The 18381-nt window shown below is 69.3% G+C and carries 15 protein-coding genes, 3 pseudogenes and 2 riboswitches; of the genes and pseudogenes, 10 read left to right on the top strand and 8 right to left on the bottom strand.

Going from position 1 to position 18381, the window contains the following annotated elements:
* Nucleotides 1-121 precede the first annotated feature (121 nt).
* Nucleotides 122-418 carry a hypothetical protein gene (locus tag G515_RS0110220; RefSeq protein ID WP_028660057.1) on the top strand — a complete coding sequence of 99 codons (297 nt, stop codon included), beginning with the start codon at nt 122-124 and terminating at the stop codon, nt 416-418.
* Between the two features lie 173 nt (nt 419-591).
* Here G515_RS0110220 and G515_RS20720 read toward each other — a convergent pair.
* The 4 genes and pseudogenes from G515_RS20720 to G515_RS20715 all read right to left on the bottom strand — a co-directional run bounded on the left by G515_RS20720 (nt 592) and on the right by G515_RS20715 (nt 5564).
* A pseudogene (locus tag G515_RS20720) lies at nt 592-1861 on the bottom strand (IS3 family transposase).
* A gap of 247 nt (nt 1862-2108) precedes the next feature.
* Nucleotides 2109-2417: pseudogene (locus G515_RS24010) on the bottom strand (alpha/beta fold hydrolase); the annotation flags it as partial.
* 239 nt (nt 2418-2656) lie between these two features.
* Nucleotides 2657-5152: a winged helix-turn-helix domain-containing protein gene (locus G515_RS0110200; RefSeq protein ID WP_157571074.1), complete on the bottom strand. Its 2496-nt coding sequence runs from the start codon at nt 5150-5152 to the stop codon at nt 2657-2659.
* A 202-nt stretch (nt 5153-5354) separates the two neighbouring features.
* Nucleotides 5355-5564, bottom strand: coding sequence for a hypothetical protein (locus tag G515_RS20715; protein ID WP_051218193.1), 210 nt, complete (start codon nt 5562-5564; stop codon nt 5355-5357).
* Between the two features lie 249 nt (nt 5565-5813).
* Here G515_RS20715 and G515_RS0110190 point away from each other — a divergent pair, with 249 nt between their 5' ends.
* The 3 genes from G515_RS0110190 (at nt 5814) to G515_RS0110180 (ending at nt 7804) form a co-directional block, all read left to right on the top strand.
* Entirely contained in the window at nt 5814-6611 is a 798-nt protein-coding gene (locus G515_RS0110190) for a bestrophin-like domain (RefSeq protein WP_028660054.1), read from the top strand.
* A 24-nt stretch (nt 6612-6635) separates the two neighbouring features.
* Nucleotides 6636-6887, top strand: coding sequence for a hypothetical protein (locus G515_RS0110185; protein WP_028660053.1), 252 nt, complete (start codon nt 6636-6638; stop codon nt 6885-6887).
* Between the two features lie 83 nt (nt 6888-6970).
* Nucleotides 6971-7804 (top strand): hypothetical protein, encoded by an 834-nt coding sequence (locus G515_RS0110180; protein WP_051218191.1) that lies wholly within the window; start codon nt 6971-6973, stop codon nt 7802-7804.
* Here G515_RS0110180 and G515_RS0110175 read toward each other — a convergent pair.
* Nucleotides 7779-10151: an arylsulfatase gene (locus tag G515_RS0110175; protein ID WP_036555358.1), complete on the bottom strand. Its 2373-nt coding sequence runs from the start codon at nt 10149-10151 to the stop codon at nt 7779-7781. The two genes, G515_RS0110180 and G515_RS0110175, sit on opposite strands and share 26 nt — an antisense overlap.
* Before the next feature lie 180 nt (nt 10152-10331).
* Here G515_RS0110175 and G515_RS0110170 point away from each other — a divergent pair, with 180 nt between their 5' ends.
* The 3 genes from G515_RS0110170 (at nt 10332) to G515_RS0110160 (ending at nt 12870) form a co-directional block, all read left to right on the top strand.
* Entirely contained in the window at nt 10332-11243 is a 912-nt protein-coding gene (locus tag G515_RS0110170) for a formylglycine-generating enzyme family protein (RefSeq protein WP_245565333.1), read from the top strand.
* 292 nt (nt 11244-11535) lie between these two features.
* Entirely contained in the window at nt 11536-12357 is an 822-nt protein-coding gene (locus tag G515_RS0110165; RefSeq protein WP_028660049.1) for a bestrophin-like domain, read from the top strand.
* A 288-nt stretch (nt 12358-12645) separates the two neighbouring features.
* Nucleotides 12646-12870 (top strand): hypothetical protein, encoded by a 225-nt coding sequence (locus G515_RS0110160; RefSeq protein ID WP_028660048.1) that lies wholly within the window; start codon nt 12646-12648, stop codon nt 12868-12870.
* A gap of 135 nt (nt 12871-13005) precedes the next feature.
* On the opposite strand, the gene G515_RS20710 is transcribed toward G515_RS0110160, so the two are convergent.
* The 3 genes from G515_RS20710 to G515_RS0110140 all read right to left on the bottom strand — a co-directional run bounded on the left by G515_RS20710 (nt 13006) and on the right by G515_RS0110140 (nt 15880).
* Nucleotides 13006-13263: a TfoX/Sxy family protein gene (locus G515_RS20710; protein ID WP_051218189.1), complete on the bottom strand. Its 258-nt coding sequence runs from the start codon at nt 13261-13263 to the stop codon at nt 13006-13008.
* A gap of 743 nt (nt 13264-14006) precedes the next feature.
* Nucleotides 14007-15209 (bottom strand): MFS transporter, encoded by a 1203-nt coding sequence (locus G515_RS0110145; protein ID WP_028660047.1) that lies wholly within the window; start codon nt 15207-15209, stop codon nt 14007-14009.
* Complete coding sequence (locus G515_RS0110140; protein WP_051218187.1) at nt 15206-15880, bottom strand: GntR family transcriptional regulator; 675 nt, start codon at nt 15878-15880, stop codon at nt 15206-15208. Before G515_RS0110140 ends, G515_RS0110145 begins: the two co-directional genes overlap by 4 nt.
* Before the next feature lie 178 nt (nt 15881-16058).
* A riboswitch (glycine riboswitch) is annotated at nt 16059-16153 on the top strand.
* Nucleotides 16154-16236, top strand: a riboswitch (glycine riboswitch).
* A 67-nt stretch (nt 16237-16303) separates the two neighbouring features.
* Between G515_RS0110140 and G515_RS0110135 the strand changes: the two genes are divergently transcribed.
* The 3 genes and pseudogenes from G515_RS0110135 to G515_RS20700 form a co-directional block, all read left to right on the top strand.
* Nucleotides 16304-17053, top strand: a complete 750-nt coding sequence (locus tag G515_RS0110135) for a DUF5058 family protein (protein WP_036555355.1) — start codon at nt 16304-16306, stop codon at nt 17051-17053.
* Nucleotides 17054-17122: 69 nt separating this feature from the next.
* On the top strand, nt 17123-17950 hold the full coding sequence (locus G515_RS20705) for a hypothetical protein (RefSeq protein ID WP_211221009.1): 828 nt from the start codon (nt 17123-17125) through the stop codon (nt 17948-17950).
* 107 nt (nt 17951-18057) lie between these two features.
* Nucleotides 18058-18381, top strand: a pseudogene (locus tag G515_RS20700) (hypothetical protein); the annotation flags it as partial.

Raw genomic sequence — 18381 nt, 5'->3', positions numbered from 1 at the left:
AACGCACAGCAGTCCCGTTGGCGGCCTTGATCGTCGCTGTCAGTGCGATCCAGAACCGCGTGACCAGGTCGTCATGTGGACCACTCTTCAGCCGACCGTCCCAGGGCTAGGCTCCCATCCCATGGCAGATGAGTCGGTAGTCCTTTCTTGTCTCCTGTGGGCGGTTCCGGGTGAGGAATCCGGGTTGAGCAGCTACGAGGACAGCGTGCTCGCGCTGGTGGGTGAGCACAGCGGGACCGTTCTCCAAAGGGCTCGGTCCGACGGAGCAGGGGGTTGTCCCCATGAGCTTCAGCTCTTCCGGTTCGAGGACCAGTCGGCGCTCGAGGGCTATCTGCAGGACCCGAGGCGTCTTGCGCTCGCCGGCGAACGGGATCGGGTCGTCGCCCGCACACAACTCTTCCCCGTCGAACTCGGCTGACCACCATCGGGCGGTGACCCCGGACCCTGCAGAGGACTCTGAGGGTCCGACGGGCACGCGCCTCGGCGGACATCAGGTTGTGGTGACCTGCTCCACCGGCGGGCAGGGCCCTGAGCCCGTGGCAACGGGACGAATGACACCTCCCGGCGTGTCCGGAGACTCGGTTTCCTGAGTCACCCGACGGTTGCCGGTGTGCTCCAGTGAATGTAGTGGAGTTCCTCAGCCCTTGCTGGGGTGAGGTCGTCGAGGTACTCGTGGGGCCGCTCGGTGTTGAACCAGTCGACCCAGTTGAGGGTCTCGATCTCGACGTGCTCGACGTCGCGCCATGGCCCTTCGCGCCAGATCAGAACGACCCGACGGTCGTCTCGGCGAGCGCGTTGTCATACGCGTCGCCCACTGATCCGACCGAGGGATCCACGCCGGCCTCGACCAGCCGGGTCGTGAACGCCACCGACGTGTACTGGCTACCCGCATCGGAGTGGCTCACCAGCCCGGTCAGATCGGTGACGCCCTCCTGGCCGCGGGTGAAGAACGCGTGCTCGAGTGCGTCGAGGACCAGCGCGGTCTTCATCGACCGTGCCGCTCTCCAGCCGATGATCCGACGCGCGAACGCGTCGATCACGAACGCCACGTAGACCATCCCGGTCCACGTCGGCACATACGTGAAGTCGGCTACCCAGAGCCGATTCGGCGCGGGTGGGGCGAAGTCGCGGTCGACCAGGTCCGGGCGCCGGTCGTGGGTCTCATCCGACCGCGTGGTCACGTGGCGCGACCCGTAGCGGGCGCCCTCCCAGGCGTGGGTCCGGTAGAGCCGCTCCACAGTGCAGCGCGCGACCTCGTGCCCCTGCCCGCGCAACTTGATCCACATCTTCCTGCTCCCCAACCGCACGTTCAGCTTGTTCGCTGCCCGCACGCTGAGGATCAGCTGGGTGACCTCGGCGTCGCGCAACTGCTGCCGGGTGGGCTTCTTGGCGACCCACTCGTAGTAGGTCGAGGGGCTGATCTTGATCCCGTGCTCAGCCAGCACGGCGCACATGGGCTCGACTCCCCAACGCAGCCCGACCCCGCCACCGGCGGGGTCGGGCACGTCGTGGTCCTTGTGCTCGGTGATGAACCTGACTACCGCTTCGCGGGCCGGTCGAGCTCGGCCGCGAAGAAAGCCGAGGCCGCCTTCAAGATCTCGTTCGCCCGACGCAGCTCAGCGTTCTCCCGCTTGAGCCGCTTCAGCTCCTCAGCCTCCTCGGTCGTCACACCCGGACGCCTGCCGGCATCGACCTCGGCCCGACGCACCCACGTGCGCACGGTCTCCGGGGCACCGACCCCGAGCTTCCCAGCCACCGCACAGATAGCCGCCCACTGCGAACCGTAGTCCGGGGCCACCTCGGCGACCATCCGCACCGCCCGCTCCCGAAGCTCCTCGGGATACTTGTTCGGTCGTCCCATGTTCCAGATCCTCCCAACGAAGGGAGCCTCCGGACACGCCGGGAGGTGTCAGTTCGAGCGGCCAACTCGGTCTGATGTCGTTGCCTGCTGCCACAAACCTCATCGGAACGGAGCTGTCCGCGACGGTGCGCCAAAGATTGGGCTGATGGATCCACTCCGGGAACGACTCCCACAGCGAGGCGTGGACCTCAGGCACCCAGTCGATGTCGATCGCCGGCTCGGTGGCTTTGCCGGCTTCATACGTTGCCGACCATTCGCGGTCGCGATGCAGCCCATGACCCGCAATCCCGACGACGCCTCCGACACTCTGGGGATGTTCGAGTGCGTACCTCACTGCGAGGTCCGAACCCCACGAGTGTCCAAACACGATCCACTCGGCGACGTCGAGGGCTCGACGGATGGTCTCGAGGTCGTCGAGCGCTCGCGCCATGTCGTGCGGCCCTCCGCCTGACTTCGAGACGCCACGCGGGTCGGGGAACCAGCTGCGACATCCGAGCGGGGCAAGGGACTCGTCCGCGAGGTTGTGAACGCAGCCAGGGCCGCCGGACAAGATCACGACGTCGGGGCCGGACCGTGTCCCGCAACGTGGAGAGAAGCGCCACCGACAGCGGTTACGAAGATCGACTCCACCGCGACCTTGTGTCTCAAGGCGATTCAGTTCTCCTGATCGGCTGTGCGCCGATGGGCAATACCGTTAGCCGAACGGCGACTGGGCGGGCGCGATGGCGGACTTCACCAGCCTCGCGACCCCCGCCTGAGCCCCACCGGCACCTCACCCACCCACCGACACCGTGTCTACCGTGGAGCAGTGGTCATCGACCATCCCTTCGAGCCGTCAAGCAGCCCGAGCGCGCCGGCGCGGTCGATTCCCTCGGCGCGGTTGGCTACCCCGAGTTTGCGATAGAGGCTGCGCAGATGCGTCTTGAGCGTGTTCACCGAGATGAACAGCGCCTCGGCGATCTCCACGTTGCTCAGCCGAGTGGGCAGGTACTCCAGGACGGTGATCTCCCGGGCCGTCAGCGGCTCGGTCAGCCGCTGGTTCGCCGCGACCCGACCGTCGTCGGCGGCCGGCGACGACAGCAGGGCCACGGTGATCCGAGGTAGCGGGCGCGTTGGTGCTGCGGTGCGGAGGATGTGAAGTGCGAGAGGGACGTCGAGGAACGGCGTCAGCAGTTCCTCGGCTTCCGCGCTCGCGGCGGCCTCTGCCACGATGGCGCCGGCAGCACCGGGGTGCCCGGCCCGGTGTTGGCGGGCTGCGCGGCGCAGTCCGTGCTCGAGTCGAGCGCGCCGGTCCAGGCCGTGGGGGTGCCACTGGTCCAGGAGGGCACCGGCCGCCTGCAGGTCGTCCTCCGTGAGCAGGACGTCGATCGCCGCCGCCGGGGCAGGTCGCCCAGTCGCCGCGAGTACCTCCCGCGCGTCAGGGAGGGCGCCGCAGCGGAGGAGGAGTTGCGCCTCGAGCGCCGTACGTGCAGTCGCGACCACGGGACGGACCGGCTCGCCAGTTGGCGTGCCACGCAGTACGGCGAGGGCCGCATGTGCCCCGACCGAGACGCCCCGGTGGCGTGCCCGGACGATGTCCAGGAGATGGCGATACGTCGGTCGACCTGCCCGGTCGATGAGCGCACGAGCCGCGGCCAGATGGACCCCCGCTCGGCCGAGGTCGAGTCGTTCGATGTGGACGATGGCGGCGGCGAGGTGCGCGAGAGCGCAGGCGATGTGGTCCATCGCACCCACCTCACGCGCCACATCGAGCGCCGTGATCGCACTGGCCTCCGCCTCGTTGAGCCGGCCGATCCAGGCGCGGCTGAGGGCGAGCGCACCCAAGGTGTTCACCCGCCACAGCGGGTAGGCGGCCCCTCTCAGCCCCAGCACCCGCTCGAAGGCGGCGACGCTCTGCACGACGTCACCGGTGAAGAAGTCGGCCATACCTGCCGCGAAGGCCGCCATCGTCTCGCAGGAGTCGGCGCCCCCCACGCCGAGGAAGTCCACCACGCAGGTGCGGTCGACGCGAGCGAGTGCGTCGAGCACCCCATCTGCCAAGTACCTCATCTGTGACTCTGGGAGGTCGCCGAGGCCGAGCATCGCGGCGAGCGTGTCCGCGGCGATTCTCTCCCCGCTGGTCAGGTCGTCGCGCCCGGTCAGCGTCCGGTAGGTCTCGCCGGCTGCGGCGAACTCGTCCGCACCCACCTGGCTGGCCATCAGGTTGATGCCCATCAGGGGGGTCGGTGCAGGGTCCCGGTCATGGATCAGGCGCAGACCGCGGGCCAGGGTCCCTGTCTCACCCCGCTCGAAGAGCCGGTGCCCCTCCACCTTGATGACCTCGAAGGCGGCATGGTGGTCACCCGCGGCCAGCAGTTGCTCGAATCCGGCCCGATGCTCCCCGTGGGCGATCAACCACCCCGCAGCCCGCCGGCGATACTCGCGCTCCACCTCCGCCCCCTCGGCTCGGAGTTCGAAGCGCAGCAGCTCAGCGAAGAGCTTGTGGTAGCGAAAGACCCCCTCGCTCCGTTCGAGCTCGCTGATGAAGAGCCCACGGTCGCCGAGAGCAGTGAGCATCTGCCCTCCGTTCGCCGCACTCGTCACGGCATCGCAGGCGGCGGGGGACAACGTCTCCAGGATCGAGGTGCGGAGCAGGAAGGAGCGCAGGTCGGGAGGGAGGGTCCGCAGGATCTCCCCGGTCAAGTAGTCCGCCACCAATCGGTCATCACCCGCGAACCCACGGACGAACGCGTCGACGTCCGCGACGTTCCGCATCGAGTGGGCAGCGAGTTGCAGGCCCGCGGCCCACCCGTCGGTGCGCTCGAGGAGCACCTTGACCTGGTCCGATGTCACGGCGACGCCCGACGACCGCTCCAGCAGCTCGCGGGCCTCGTTGACGTCGAAGGCGAGGTCGTCCCAGCGGAGCTCCACCACCCTGCCCTGCAGGCGGAGCTGGGTCCTCGGCAGGGGCGGATCCCACTGTGCCGAGATGACCGCTCGACAGCGCGCGGGAAGCCGGAGCAGCAACTCTCCCAGATCCTCGACCAGTGCGCGGTTCGTGAGCCGATGGGCGTCGTCGAGGGCGAGCAGTAGGGAGGGTCCCTCCGCCCCGAGCTCGCCGAGCAGGGCGTCGAGGAACTGCGGGCCCAGCCGGTGCCCACCACGAGGTGCCAGCGCTCCCACGGCCGCATCGACGCTGTCATCCATGCTGCGCAACGCAGCGGTCAGCTCCCGGGCCACGGCCACGGCGTCGTCGTGAGCCGGGGTCAACTCGAGGGTGCAGGCGCGGCGTCCGTGCAGCCACTGCTCCATCAGCACTGACTTACCGGTTCCGGGCGCGGCGACCAGCATCGCTGTCCCACCGGGAGGCACGGCATCGAGGGCGGCGAGCAGCCGTGTCCGGTCGATCAGGTGTGAGGACCTGGTCCCGGTGCTCCGGGTTGGCACGCCTCAGCGTGACATCGGTGCCCGCGGCCCGGCATCCCCCATCCGGGGGAGCCGCCGTGGGCCGATCTCAGTCCTCCTCCAGCCGGCGCACCTCCACGATCGTGAGCCCGAGCAGTTGAAGGCGATGGAGGACGCCGTGCAACTCCGCGTCGTCCCGGAGGGTTCCGCGCAGCCAGATCCGGCCACCGTCCGCACCGGTCACCGTGAACTCCTCGAAGGCCGCCGTCACCAGCGGCCCGGGGGTGCCCTCGACCACGAACACGTAGGTCCGCATCATCGGAGGCGCCTCCCTGCCGTGGTCCCCCTCACCCGACCATCGTGGTCGGTTCCTCCCGCGTCCGGATCACCCCGTGAGAGTGAGCGGCCCCGGCGGCGGTCCGATCACCCCCGTGGGGTGATGCGATCGCAGCGTCGGGTTGGGAGTCTCGAGATCCGATCGTGCGATTCGCAGGAACATCAGAGGCCGGACGACACCATCCTCGGATCCTGACCGAGCGGGCACGATCAGCACAGTGAGGGGTGGCCGGTGTCGGATCCTTGGCTCAACGCCCTCCTGATGCTGGCCGCGGCGGCGCTCGCGTTCGGGGCCAGCCTGGCCGTCCGATACGCACTGCGAGACCGGCGGGCCGACACCGGGTCCTGGTCGTCCACGCTGTCGTACGTGGCCACCGCCTACGGGGTGGTCATCGGCTTCTCGATCCTCTTCCTGTTCGGCGAGTACGCCGATGCGCGGCAGGCGGTCGGCGACGAGGCGACCTCCGTCGGCACGGCGTACGAGCAGGCGGCCCTCTTCCCCGACAGCCGCGACGGAATGCAGCGCGCCCTCATCTGCTACGCGCGTGCGGTGATCACCTACGACTGGCCGGCCATGCGCGAGCACCGCGGTGCCCCCGAGGTCGACGCGGCCTTCCGCGACCTGGTCGTGTCCGTGGGCCCCGGTGACGCGCCGCCCGTCGGCGCGCTCCACTCGGCCACGGCCACGAACCTCGTCTCCCAGATCGGGAGCATCTCCACGGCTCGAGAGACGAGGCTGGTCGCGGCCGAGACCCATGTGCCCCCGATGCTGTGGGCGCTGCTCCTGGGCGGTGGCGCCTTCGTGATCGCGATGATCTTCGCCGTCACCAGCACGGCCAGACGCGTGACCCAGGCGGTGCTCGTCGCTGCCTCGGTCGTCTTCACGGTCGTGATGCTCCTTCTCGTCATCGCGCTCAGCGCCCCCTTCTCCGGGGGATCCGGGCGGGTCACGCCTCGACTGATCGAGGAGACCCTGACCACCATGGAGAGCGCCGCGCCCCCCGCAACCACCGCGCCCTGTGAGACCTGAACCCCGTCAACCCCAGGAGAGGCCATGACCCATCTCGACGACCAGGATCGTCCTGACCACGCCGACCCTCTGGAGCGCGGCCCCATCCACGGGCGCCGGGGATTCCGGGAGCGCATCGTCCCGTTCGCCTTCCCCGAGCAGACCATGGATCCCGACGAGGCCTACGAACTGCTTCGCACCGCGCCGGGCCGGCGCGGGAGTGGCAAGCCGGACCTGTGGACGGCCCCGACGCACGCCGCCACGCACAGCAAGGCACGCACGGGCCTCGCCCGCTAGCCGTCGTCGTGACCGATCCGGTGTCCGGCACACCGTCCCACCCGACGGGGCGGGTACCGGGGCTGCCTCCGGGATGGACGGTCGTGCGCGCCTACGGTCCGCTCGGCTTCATCACCCGTCTGGAGCTCGTCCGTCCGGACGGCGTCGAGGTCGAGTGGACCTCGCGTCGGCACCGCAAGCTGCTCGGACTGTCGGCACGCGGCGTTCCGGCACGGGAGCGGCGGCGACGTCCTCCGACGGCGATGAGCTGTTGGCTCGCGACGCTCTTCGGTGTCGGTTCGGCCTGCTTCGCCGCGGGCTCGATCCCGCTGTTCGTCGATCACGTGGACGCGCACGTCCTCGCCTGGACCTTCGCGGTCGGGTCGGTCTTCTTCACCGGTGCCGCCTTCCTGCAGTTCCACGAGACGGTCACCGCACCCCAGGAGCTCCTCGCGGCTCCGCGTCGACGCCGTCTGAGCGGCCTGGTCCGGTGGCGCCCGCGTCGGGTCGACTGGTGGGCGGCCGCGACCCAGCTCGCAGGCACCGTCTTCTTCAACGTGAGCACCTTTGCGGCGACGCGGACCGATTTGTCCTTCGACCGCGCACAGCGCCTGGTCTGGGGCCCCGACGTGGCGGGCTCGGTGTGCTTCCTGCTGGCCGGCTGGCTGGCCTATGCCGAGGTCAACAAGGGCGTCCTGCCGCGTTCGGACCGTACGGTCGGCTGGCGGATCGCAGCGCTCAACCTCATCGGCGCGATCGCCTTCGGCGCGTCTGCGGTGGGAGCCCGACTGCTCCCCACGACGGGCGAGCCGGTCGACGTCGCGCTCGTCAACGCCGGGACCTTCCTCGGCGCGGTGTGTTTCCTCTTCGGAGCCGTGCTCCTCCCGGTGGAGTCGTCGCGAGACGCCACCGCTACTGCCGCGCCATCGCGATCCTGAACCGCTCCTCCGGGTCGATGAAGTGGTCGTGGACGTCGTCGCCGAGGTCGATCCGGACCCACGCGATCCGGCCGCCGAACCGGCTGGTGCCGCTGGTGTAGTCCGAGGAGACCGTGGTGCCGGACTCGTAGCCGACGTCCGTCGTCTCGTCGGCCGAGAAGATCATCGGCTGGGTGGCCTCCACCCGGCCGGACCCCACGGCCTCGCCGTCGTGGTACAGCGTCACGTCGCCGCCCTTGCCCAGGCCGCCGCCGTTGTAGGCGAACTCGACCCGCACCTGGTGGGTGCCGGAGGGCAGCGGTGACTCTGCCGTCACCGAGTACTCCTGGATACCCAGGACGTTGTAGAGGAACTTCAACCGCCCGCCCCAGGCGTACAACGTCCAGCCGCCGAAGCGCCCGCCCTGGGCGATGAGAACGCCGTCGGCGCCGTCCTCGGGCACCGTCACCTCGGCGGTGACCGAGAAGGACTTGTTCTTGATGCTGACCACGCTGTTCTCCGACAGCCGGCCCATGCCGGGGAAGAAGAGCTGGCTCGTGCCGTGGACCAGGGCCGGCCGTCCGGCCATCGAGGGCTCGATCCGCTCCGCGGTGCGGTCGTCCATCGGAAGCACGCCGTACTTGACCGCCTCGATCAGCCACAGCCGCTGCAACTCGGCCAACTTCTCGGGCTGCTCGCGGGAGAGGTCCCGAGCCTGGCTGAAGTCGGTGGTGCCGTCGTACAACTCCCAGACGTCGTCGTCGAAGGCGGGCAGGTCCCCACCGACCATCACCCACGGGGTGCGGTGCTTGGTCACCGCGCTCCAGCCCAGGTGGTAGATCCCGCGGTTGGCGAACATCTCGAAGTACTGGAGGTCGTGCCGCTCCGGTGCGTCCTGGTCGGTGAAGGTGTAGAGCATGCTCGTGCCCTCCATCGGCGACTGTAGGACGCCGTTGACCATGGTGGGCTCGGGCAACCCCGCCGCCTCCAGCACGGTCGGGGCGATGTCGATCACGTGGGTGAACTGGGAGCGCACCGAGCCCGGGTCGGTGATCCCCGCCGGCCAGTGCACGATGGTGCCGTTGCGGGTGCCGCCCCAGTGCGAGGCGACCTGCTTGGTCCATTGCAGGGGGGTGTTCATCGCCCAGGCCCAGCCGACGGAGTAGTGGTTGTAGGAGCTCGGGGAGCCGAACTCGGCCATCTTGGAGCGCATGAACTCGGGGGTCTCCAGGGCCGCCATGCCGTTGAAGTTGGCCATCTCGTTGAAGGCACCGTTGGCGGTGCCCTCTGCCGAGGCACCGTTGTCGCCGATGATGTAGTAGACGATGGTGTCGTCCAGGATCCCGAGCTCCTCCACCGTGTCCAGGAGCCGCCCCACGTGGTGGTCGGTGTGCTCGAGGAAGGCGGCGTACACCTCCATCTGCCGGGCGAGCACCGGCTTGAGGTCGTCCGGCATGTCGTCCCAGGCCGGGATCTCCTCGTGGCGACGGGTCAGTTCGGCCTCCGGGGGGATCACCCCGAGTTCCTTCTGCCGGGCGAAGGTGCGCTCCCGCTGGACGTCCCAACCCTCGTCGAACCTCCCGGCGTACTTCTCGATCCACTCCGGGGGGACATGGTGCGGTGCGTGGGTCGCACCGGGTGCGAAGTAGGCGAAGAAGGGACGGTCGGGCATCAGGGCCTTTTGCTGGCGGATCCAGGCACAGGCCTTGTCTGCCAGGTCCTCGGTCAGGTGGTAGCCCTCTTCGGCGGTGGTCGGCGGCTCGATGGGGGTGGTCCCGCTGTACAGGGCGGGGTCCCACTGATTGTTCTCCCCGCCGATGAAGCCGTAGAACGTCTCGAAGCCACCCCCGGCCGACGGCCAGGCGTCGAAGGGGCCCAGCGGGGAGGTCTGCCAGACCGGGACCTCGTGGCACTTCCCGAACTGGGCCGTCGAGTAGCCGTTGAGTTTGAGCGTCATGGCCAGGGGAGCCTTGGTGTTGGGCCGCACCGAGCTGTTCCCGGGGGCCGACGTCGCCGTCTCGGTGATGCTGCCCATCCCCACCGAGTGGTGGTTGCGACCGGTCAGGAGGGCCTGCCGGGTCGGGGCGCACAGCGCGGTGGTGTGGAAGCGGTTGTAGGACAGCCCCCCGGCCGCGAGGCGCTCGGCGACCGGTGTCTCGCACGGGCCTCCGAAGACGCTGGACGCCCCGAACCCGACGTCGTCGAGCAGGATGACCAGGACGTTCGGGGCGCCGTCGGGTGGCAGCAGCGGTTCGATCGGCGGGAAGGAGGTGTCCGGGTCCTTGGCGTCGTAGGTGATGTGCCCCTGCCTGGGTCTGTCCGGGATGGGCAGCATCGCTCGCGCGTGCGAGTCGTGACCGGTCGCCATCGGGGCTCCCTTCGTCGGGTCTCGGGTCCCAGAGCAGCGAGTCCCTCGACGTCGGGCCCGCCCGTGCCTTCTGTGGTCGAGCGTCACACGCGCCTGTTGACACGTCTTCACCCCTGCGGGGTGAACGTCGTCCGACCGATTCGGTCAGGGACGCGGACCGAACGGGCTAGTCTCACTACCGTGACGCGCGGGTCGAGGGACATGGTGCGGATCGAGGGCGCCGTCTTCCGGATGGGGAGCGAGGAGTTCTATCCCGACGAGCAACCGGTCCACGAGCGACGGGTCGAGCCGTTCTCGATCGACCGTCAGCCGGTCACCAACGAGCAGTACGCCGCCTTCGTCGATGACACCGGGTACGTCACCGTCGCCCAGCGTGACCTCGATCCCGCCGACTTCCCCGGCGCCGACCCGGCAGCGCTCGTCCCGGGGTCGATGGTGTTCACGCCCACGTCCGGACCGGTCGACCTGGGCGAGTGGCGCCAATGGTGGCGCTGGGAACCCGGCGCCCACTGGCGCCGTCCGTTCGGTCCGGGATCCTCCATCGAGCTGCGGATGACCCACCCCGTCGTCCACATCGCCTTCGAGGATGCGGTCGCCTACGCCGAGTGGGCCGGCCTTCGGCTGCCGACGGAGCCCGAGCACGAGTACGCCGCCCGTGGCGGCCGCGCAGGGTCGCGGTTCGCCTGGGGCGAGGTGCCGTACCCCGAGGGCGGACCGCGGGCCAACACCTGGCTGGGCCGCTTCCCCTACGACAACCAGGGGGTGGGCGACACCTCACCCGTGGGCAGTTATCCCCCCAACGGCTACGGGCTCCTCGACATGATCGGCAACGTCTGGGAATGGACGAGCAACCTCTACGAGCCCAGGCATCGCAGGCCCACCGACCGGCCGGTCGATCGCGGCGACCGCCCGAACCTGTGCGTCCCGACCGACGACCCGGGTACCGAGCCGGCCGCACCACGCGTGCTCAAGGGCGGATCCCACCTCTGTTCGCCCGACTACTGCCTACGGTTCCGCCCGGCTGCCCGGTCGCCGCAGAGCGAGGACACCAGCGCTTCCCATATCGGGTTCCGCTGCGCCCGCGACGGCTGAGGCGTCTCGGCGACTCAGCCCAGAGCCGCCGAGACCACCGCGCGAGCGGTCGGGTCGGCCGTGTCGGTCAGGTGTGCGTGCAGCCACGGGCCGATCTCCGACCTCGGGATCTCCCGAGGGCGCGGTTCGACGTAGGCGGGGCCACCCCACCTCAGGTGCTCACGGAGGTCGGGAACGACCTCGCCGGCCAGGGCTCGTAGCTCGAGGATGCGACTCTGCGCCTCGGGAAGAAGCGATTCGTGTTCGCGCTTGAAGGAGGCGCGCAGCCCGCTCGACTCCTAGTCTGTGACGGGTGAACGTCGTCCTGGGGCTCCTGCTCGCGGTCGCGACGACTGCCGTGGCGGTCGCGGTCATGCTGCTGGTCCGCCGACGGGCGCCGGAGGGGAGCCGGTTCAGCGACGGCGACCGGGCCTCGGGTGTGTTCGGCGTGATCGCGACCGGCTTCTCCGTGCTCCTGGGCTTCATCATCTTCCTGGCGTTCACCTCGTACGACCAGGCACGTACCGGCGCCGAGAGCGAGGCGACGATTGTGGCCCAACAGCTGCAGACGGCGCAGTTCCTCCCCTCCGATCCCGCTGAGGAGCTCAGCGGCGAACTGATCTGCTATGCGCGTTCGGTGGCCGGTGCCGAGTGGGAGGCCTTGGACGACGGCACGCTCAGCGAGCGGATCAACCCGTGGAGTGTCGAGCTGTTCCGCACGATCCGGACCGTCGAGCCGACGACCACCGCCGAGCAGTCGGCCTACGACCGTTGGATGGATCAGACCGCCGAGCGAGAGCAGGCCAGGGTCGACCGGGTGCACGGCGCCCAGGGGCTGATACCGACACCGCTCTGGATCACCCTATGGATCGTCTGCGGCGTGATCTTCTGCTTCATGCTGTTCTTCGCCGACCGGGCCGAACAGGCGGCCACCCAGGCTTTGCTGATGGGATCGGTCACCCTGGTGATCACGCTCCTGATGCTGCTCCTGGTGTTCTTCGACCACCCGCATGGCGACGGGGTCGGGCGCCTGAAGCCGACCGCGATGGAGCGCACCTTGGAGACCGTGGACCAGGAACTCGTGGTTGCCGGAATCGACGTCGAGGTGCCTTGTGACGAGCACGGCCAACCCTGAGGAGGGCGGCGCCCGCGCCGACTGACGGCGGCCCTGCTGACCTTCCTCCCCGTGTTCGCCGCCTCGGCACGTCGTGGAGCAGTTACCAGACGACTCGCTGGAACGGCGAGCAGGCCGCCGTGGCCAGCCGGACCGGCGCGATCCGCGTCGAGACCGCCCGTCGCAGGGCCTGGCGGAGGCGCAGACCGAGGTGGACGTGGCGACCTTCATCGCCTGGGCTGACGCGGAACCTGCCCCCCTCCCGATTGCCGTTGCGGGCACTCGCTGTGCGGGGCATGGTGTGCATCAATGGCAAGCCACCCGGAGGGTTTCGAGTATCGGCTGATCGGCGAAGACGTCGTCATCAGCCACAACGGTCGTCGCGCCACGATCCTTCGGGGCGCCGCCGCTCGTCGTTTCATCTCGGACGTCGAGATCGGCGATCCTCAAGAACTCATCGCCCGCTTGACCGGCAACTACAAGCGAGGCAACGAGCGCGTGGCCAAGAACCACCCGCGCAACAAGAGGCGCTGATACGGCCGACCTGTGTGCGGTGGCGCGGTCGCCAACGTTCGACGCGCCGACATTGCGGTGGCGGAACGGGTGGTCCTCCGCAGTGGGCGACGGCACGTCCAACCCAGTCGGATTTGTTGGGAAGGCAGGGGAACCTTACGAACGATGCTTGGGCGGGTTGGCCGCGAGACCACGGTCGACCCACAAGCGCAGTGCGCGTTCCTCGCGCAGGGCTTCGTCGCCGACGTGGACCCAGGAGTCCGAAACCTCATCGCGCATTGTCATCGACTCGACATGGTCGAGCTCGACCAGCTCGGGGAACGCCTCGCGCCCGACCTTGACCTGCAGTCCACCCTGGCCGCTCACGCAGCAGGCCATCCGGCCCTCCACCATGAAGGCCAATCCGCCGAGCATCTTCTACTCGTCGCATGCCATGCAAAGATTCTGCAGGCCGTCGCCGACATGTTGTCCGCCAGGTCAAGGCACGGCCGTCTGCGCCTGCGCGCTCGGAGTCCATTGCCTAGAACGTCTGGCGACGCGACGTGTCCCGCGTCACCCTTCGCCGACCTCCAGGACGGCAACGACAGGGTCCCCTGGTCGTCGACGACCTCGCCCCCGGCCAAGGGTGGGCACCGCGCTACCTCTGCATTTACGGCACCGCCGAGCTCGTGAACGCCCCGCCGGATCGGGCACCCTGATCATGAAGATCACCCCCACCGCCTCGTGGGCGATGAACCTCGACGCCGAGTGGACCCCGGGCACCGGACGAGGCCTCACGCCGCGCAAGGCCCGCCATCAACCACCCGCCCGCCAATAGCAGTCAGGACTGCCGCCGCGCCGATCGGCGAAACCCGAGCGGGGGCAACCTCTGGTTCACTCGCTTGGAGGCCCCTGAGTTCCCGCAAGACCTGTCCGGAGACGCACGCCGGTGACGGAGCCCTATCCGGCGGACCGCCAGAGCACACGCCCTGATGTCGACGAAACCAGCGTCAACGACCGACCTCGCCCCGCCCCACACAGGAGCGTTCACCAACGATCGCGACACCTCCGCGTTAGAGCTGGGGGCACCCCGCCACCGGTACGCCGGGCGTGGAACTCATGCACATGCCGGGCGACGTCGCCGGCCTCTGGACGGTCAGGGACGTCGGGGCCGGCAGCTACTGGGTCTGGGCGACCGCAGGCAGGTGCTGGCGAGAGCGCACGACGAGGACGGCGTAGCAGGTCACCGCGAGCAGGGTGAGCAGGGCGAACATGACGCCCACCGACAGCACAGGGGCGAGCGGTGCCATCAGGCTCGGGGCGAGGAAGCCGGCGTACGACACGGCGTAGAAGCGGCCGGTGAGCCCGGCCAGGTCGCGGGCGCCTGCGATCCGCTGGACCTCGAGCAGCCCCGAGACCAGTCCGATCCCCATCCCGGCACCGACCGCGACGTTGGCCAGGAGCCCGAGCCAGACCGACTGCTGGAGGATCGAGGCCCCGACCAGGGCGAAGGACAGTGTCAGGGCGAGCAGCGAGGCGACCAGACCTCGGGCCGAGTCGAACGAGTGCAACCGCTTGGCCAGCGGCTGGATGAGGCTGGAGATGCCGAGCGCGATCGCCCCTGCGGCGGTGGCGAAGACCAGACCCCACGAGCCGGTCGCCTCGTGCAGGCGGGTGGGCAGGTAGCCGTAACCGACCGCGGCCCCGACGAAGATCCACGGACCGGCGAGGCAGACGACCCGGGTGAAGCGCCGATGGGATGCCGCGGGCACGCGCAACTGGTTCCACCACGGCCCCGGCACCCCGCCGGGTGAGGTCTCCGGCGTCCGCAGGACCACCCACAGGAACGGTGCGGTCACGGCCAGGTGGATCGCGAACGGGAGTACCTCGGGCAACGGCCCCCACTGCGCGATCAGTCCGGCCACGAGCGCTCCGGTTCCGGAGCCGAGGGTGAAGGCCAGCGAGGCGCGTCGGGCCCCGGCAGCGGGATCGCCGCTGGGGTCGTACGGCGGGTCGGAGAGCTCCTTGATCCAACTGTTGCCGACCGCCATCGCGACTCCCACGGTCACTCCCGAGAAGAGCCGGCCGACCGCGAGGAAGATGGGGTTCAGCCCACCGAAGGCCAGCAGGAAGCTGCCGACCAGCGCGGCACAGAGCCCGGCGAGCAGGACCGGACGACGGCCGTGACGGTCGGACAGCGGACCGGCCATCAGCAGCGCCGGGGCGAGGCCGAGCACATAGACGCCCAGGAAGAGATTGACCAGGACCGCGGAATAGTGGGCGCGGTCCTCGTACATCAACAGCAGCGGGCTGAACTGGTTGCCACCCCAGGAGGACACGAACACCGCCCCGAAGATCCCCCACCAGGGCGCCCGCCTCACAGCGCACCCCGGTGCAGTGCGACGTGCTCGTGCAGGGTGGCGGCGTACCCGGCCGGATCCCCCGCCTCCAGTGCATCGGCGAGCAGGCGGTGATGCTCGAGCGCCGGGCCCATCTGCTCGGTGCGCACCCGGATCAGCTGATGACGCAACCGCTGCTGTCGGTCCCGGATGTACTCGCTGAAGTGCACCGCGATCGGGTTCCCCGAGGCCCGGACCACGCCCAAATGGAAGGCCTCGTCGAGTTCGACGAAGGTGTCCACGTCCTTGGCCCCGACCGTGGGCACCTGCCGCTCGATGAGTTCGCGGAGGGCGGGGAGTACGTCGGCGATCCGGCCGTCCGCGATCGCGCGCGCTGCCGCCGAGGCTTCCACCGCCTCCCGCATCTGGAGCACGTCCTCCGCCTCGCTCGGCGACAACGGACGCACCACCGCCCCCTTGCGCGACTCCAGGGAGAGCCACCCCTCGGCGGCCAGACGCAGGAACGCCTCGTGCACCGGCGTACGACTCACGCCCAGGTCGGCGCAGATCGAGCCCTCGCTGATCGCCGCGCCCGGAGCGAGCACGCCGCGGAGGATCGCGAGCTTGGTGTGCTCGTAGGCACGGGCGGCGGCACTGACCGCCGAGCGGCCCGGCGCGGGCGGCTGGGTCAGGGTGGGGGGATCGACCGGCATGACCGCGATCGTACCCTTTGCATGCATCGTTGCATGCAAGGGGTCATCGCGCGCGGGCACGACCTACCTCAGGGCCACGACCCACGCGTCGCCGGTTCCCCACCCGGGCGTCGCCGGATTTACCGGGGCTTTACAGGAGCGCAATCGGGCCAACACGGCGCGACGCCAAGGTTCCATCCAGGCCCAGGGTGGAGAGTCCCGGAGTGAGAACTCCGGGCGCCGAAGGAGCAACAGCCCACCAATCTCTCAGGCAACGAGGACATCCTGGGGCGCAGCAACAACTCTGGAGAGCGAGCCGAACGCGGGCTCCACCGAAGGGGATCAAACTCTCAGGTGCAAGGGACAGAGCGGGCGCAGGACGGAACCAGGCAGCGAGGCCGACCTCCGTCATCGCATTCGTGAACCTGAAGAGGATCCCTGCCGATGCTTCTCCCTGCTGCCGTAGACGGCAACTCGACCGATGTCCTGGCGCTCGCCAACCTTCCGATCCTGTGGGTCGGGGTCGGCCTGGTCTTCGTGATCATCGCGTTCCAGTCACTGATGTTCTATCGCGCCGCCCGGCGGGCTGCTCCCGACACCGGGATGGAGCGCGGCGACGTCGTGGTCGCCTTCCGCTCCGGAGCGATCAGCGCGATCGGCCCGTCCCTGTCCACCTGTCTGGTCGCGATCTCCCTGCTCGGGCTGCTGGGCGGGCCGGCGGTACTCACCCGGATCGGACTCATCGGCTCGGCGCCGTACGAGGTCGGAGCCGCCGGGATCGGCGCCCACGCCCTGGGCGCGGAACTGGGCGGTGAGGGCTATGACCAGCGTGTCTTCGCCACCATCTTCCTCGCGCTGTGCCTGGCCGGCGGCATGTGGATCGTCTTCACCCTGATCCTGACCCCCCTGATGAAGGCCGGGAACGACGTCCTCGGCAAGAAGCACGCGACCCTGCTCGTCGTCGTCCCCGCGGCCGCCATGATGGGCGCCTTCGGGATCTTCGCCCTCCAGCAGATCGAGGTCGGTGTCCACGCGGGCGGCAGTTGGGTCCCCACCATCACGATGGTGGTCGCCGCGGTCTCGATGATCGGGCTCGTCGTCCTGCGCCGCGTGACCGGCGCCGCATGGCTGCAGGAGTGGGCGCTGGGCATCACGCTCGTGCTCTCCCTGGGCGCCGCGGCCCTCGTCAGCTGATCTCCCTTCCTCCCCGGACCCTCTCCGCGGCTGTTCAGTCGCGCCCTGAACCAGAAGGTGGAACCGTCCATGACCGAGCTCATCTCAGCCTCAGAGAACAGCACCACCACCAGCTCCGGACCCGGCAGCTGGGAACGTTTCGAGCGCACCACGACCGGCTGGGGCCGGGCCACGATGCTGGCCACCCTGCTGGTGACCCTCGCCGGGCCCTACATCCTCGTGCAGTTGACCGGCGCCCGGCTGAGTGATGTCTTCACGGTCTTCTGGGCGATCGCCCTGGCCTTCGGCGTCGTCTGGTTCGTGGAGCCGATCACCTACTACCCGATGCTCGGGTCGGCGAGCATGTATCAGGCGTTCATGATCGGCAACATCTCCTCCAAGCTGCTCCCCGCGGCCCTGGTGGCGCAGGAGGCGGTCGGCGCCAAGCCCGGCACCAGGAAGGCACAGCTCGCCTCGGTGCTCGCGATCTGCGGTGCGGTCGTGGTGCACCTGATCGCTCTCACCACCGTCGTCGGCGTCCTCGGCAGCTGGCTGCTGAGCGTGATGCCCGCCTTCCTGCTCCAGGTAGTGCAGACCAACGTCCTCGCGGCGATCATCGGCGCCGTCCTGGTCCAGATGGTCCTGTCCAACCCGAAGCCGATCATCGTCGCGATCGCCGCCGTCGTAGGCACCTTCGTCATCTTCTTCCTCGTCCCGAACGCTCCCGCTCTGTTCGGGGAGACCGTCGGAAGCAAGGTCGCCATGTTCGGCACCCTGATCGCGGTCCTGCTCACCATCGGTATCTCGATCCTGGTGGCCAAGGTCGCGCCACAACTGCTGGGTCTCTCCGCCGGCGCGGACGCGGCCGACGAAGCATCGACCACCACACCGGCCACCACCAGCCGCGACCAGCACTGATCCCGCGGCCCCGGACCGCTCCGACTCCCGTCAGCTGCCCCCACTCCTGGAGGCCGCGGTCCCGCCGCGGGACCCCCTCCCCCACAAGGACGACACGAGAGGAAACCATGACGTCCGTATCGAAGATCGCTCCGCTCATCGATGAGCTGGGCCCCCGTTTCACCCGACTCAGCGACGAGATCTGGGCCCACCCCGAACTGCGGTGGGAAGAGCACGAGTCGATGAAGAAGCAGATCGAGGCCGCCGAGGAGTTCGGCGCCCGGATCACCACCTCGGTGGGAGGTGTGCCGACCGCCTTCTCCGCGGAGTGGGGCTCGGGCGCACCCGTGATCGGGTTCCTGGGTGAATACGACGCCCTGGCCTCGCTGAGCCAGGAGGCGAGCTCCACCGAGCGTGCCCCCGACCTCGAGAGCGACACCGAGGCCGGCCAC

This window comes from Nocardioides insulae DSM 17944, from assembly GCF_000422825.1.
Classification (GTDB): Bacteria; Actinomycetota; Actinomycetes; order Propionibacteriales; family Nocardioidaceae; genus Nocardioides; species Nocardioides insulae.
Note: the sequence above shows the minus strand (reverse complement) of the source record. Positions and strands in the feature narration are given on the sequence as shown.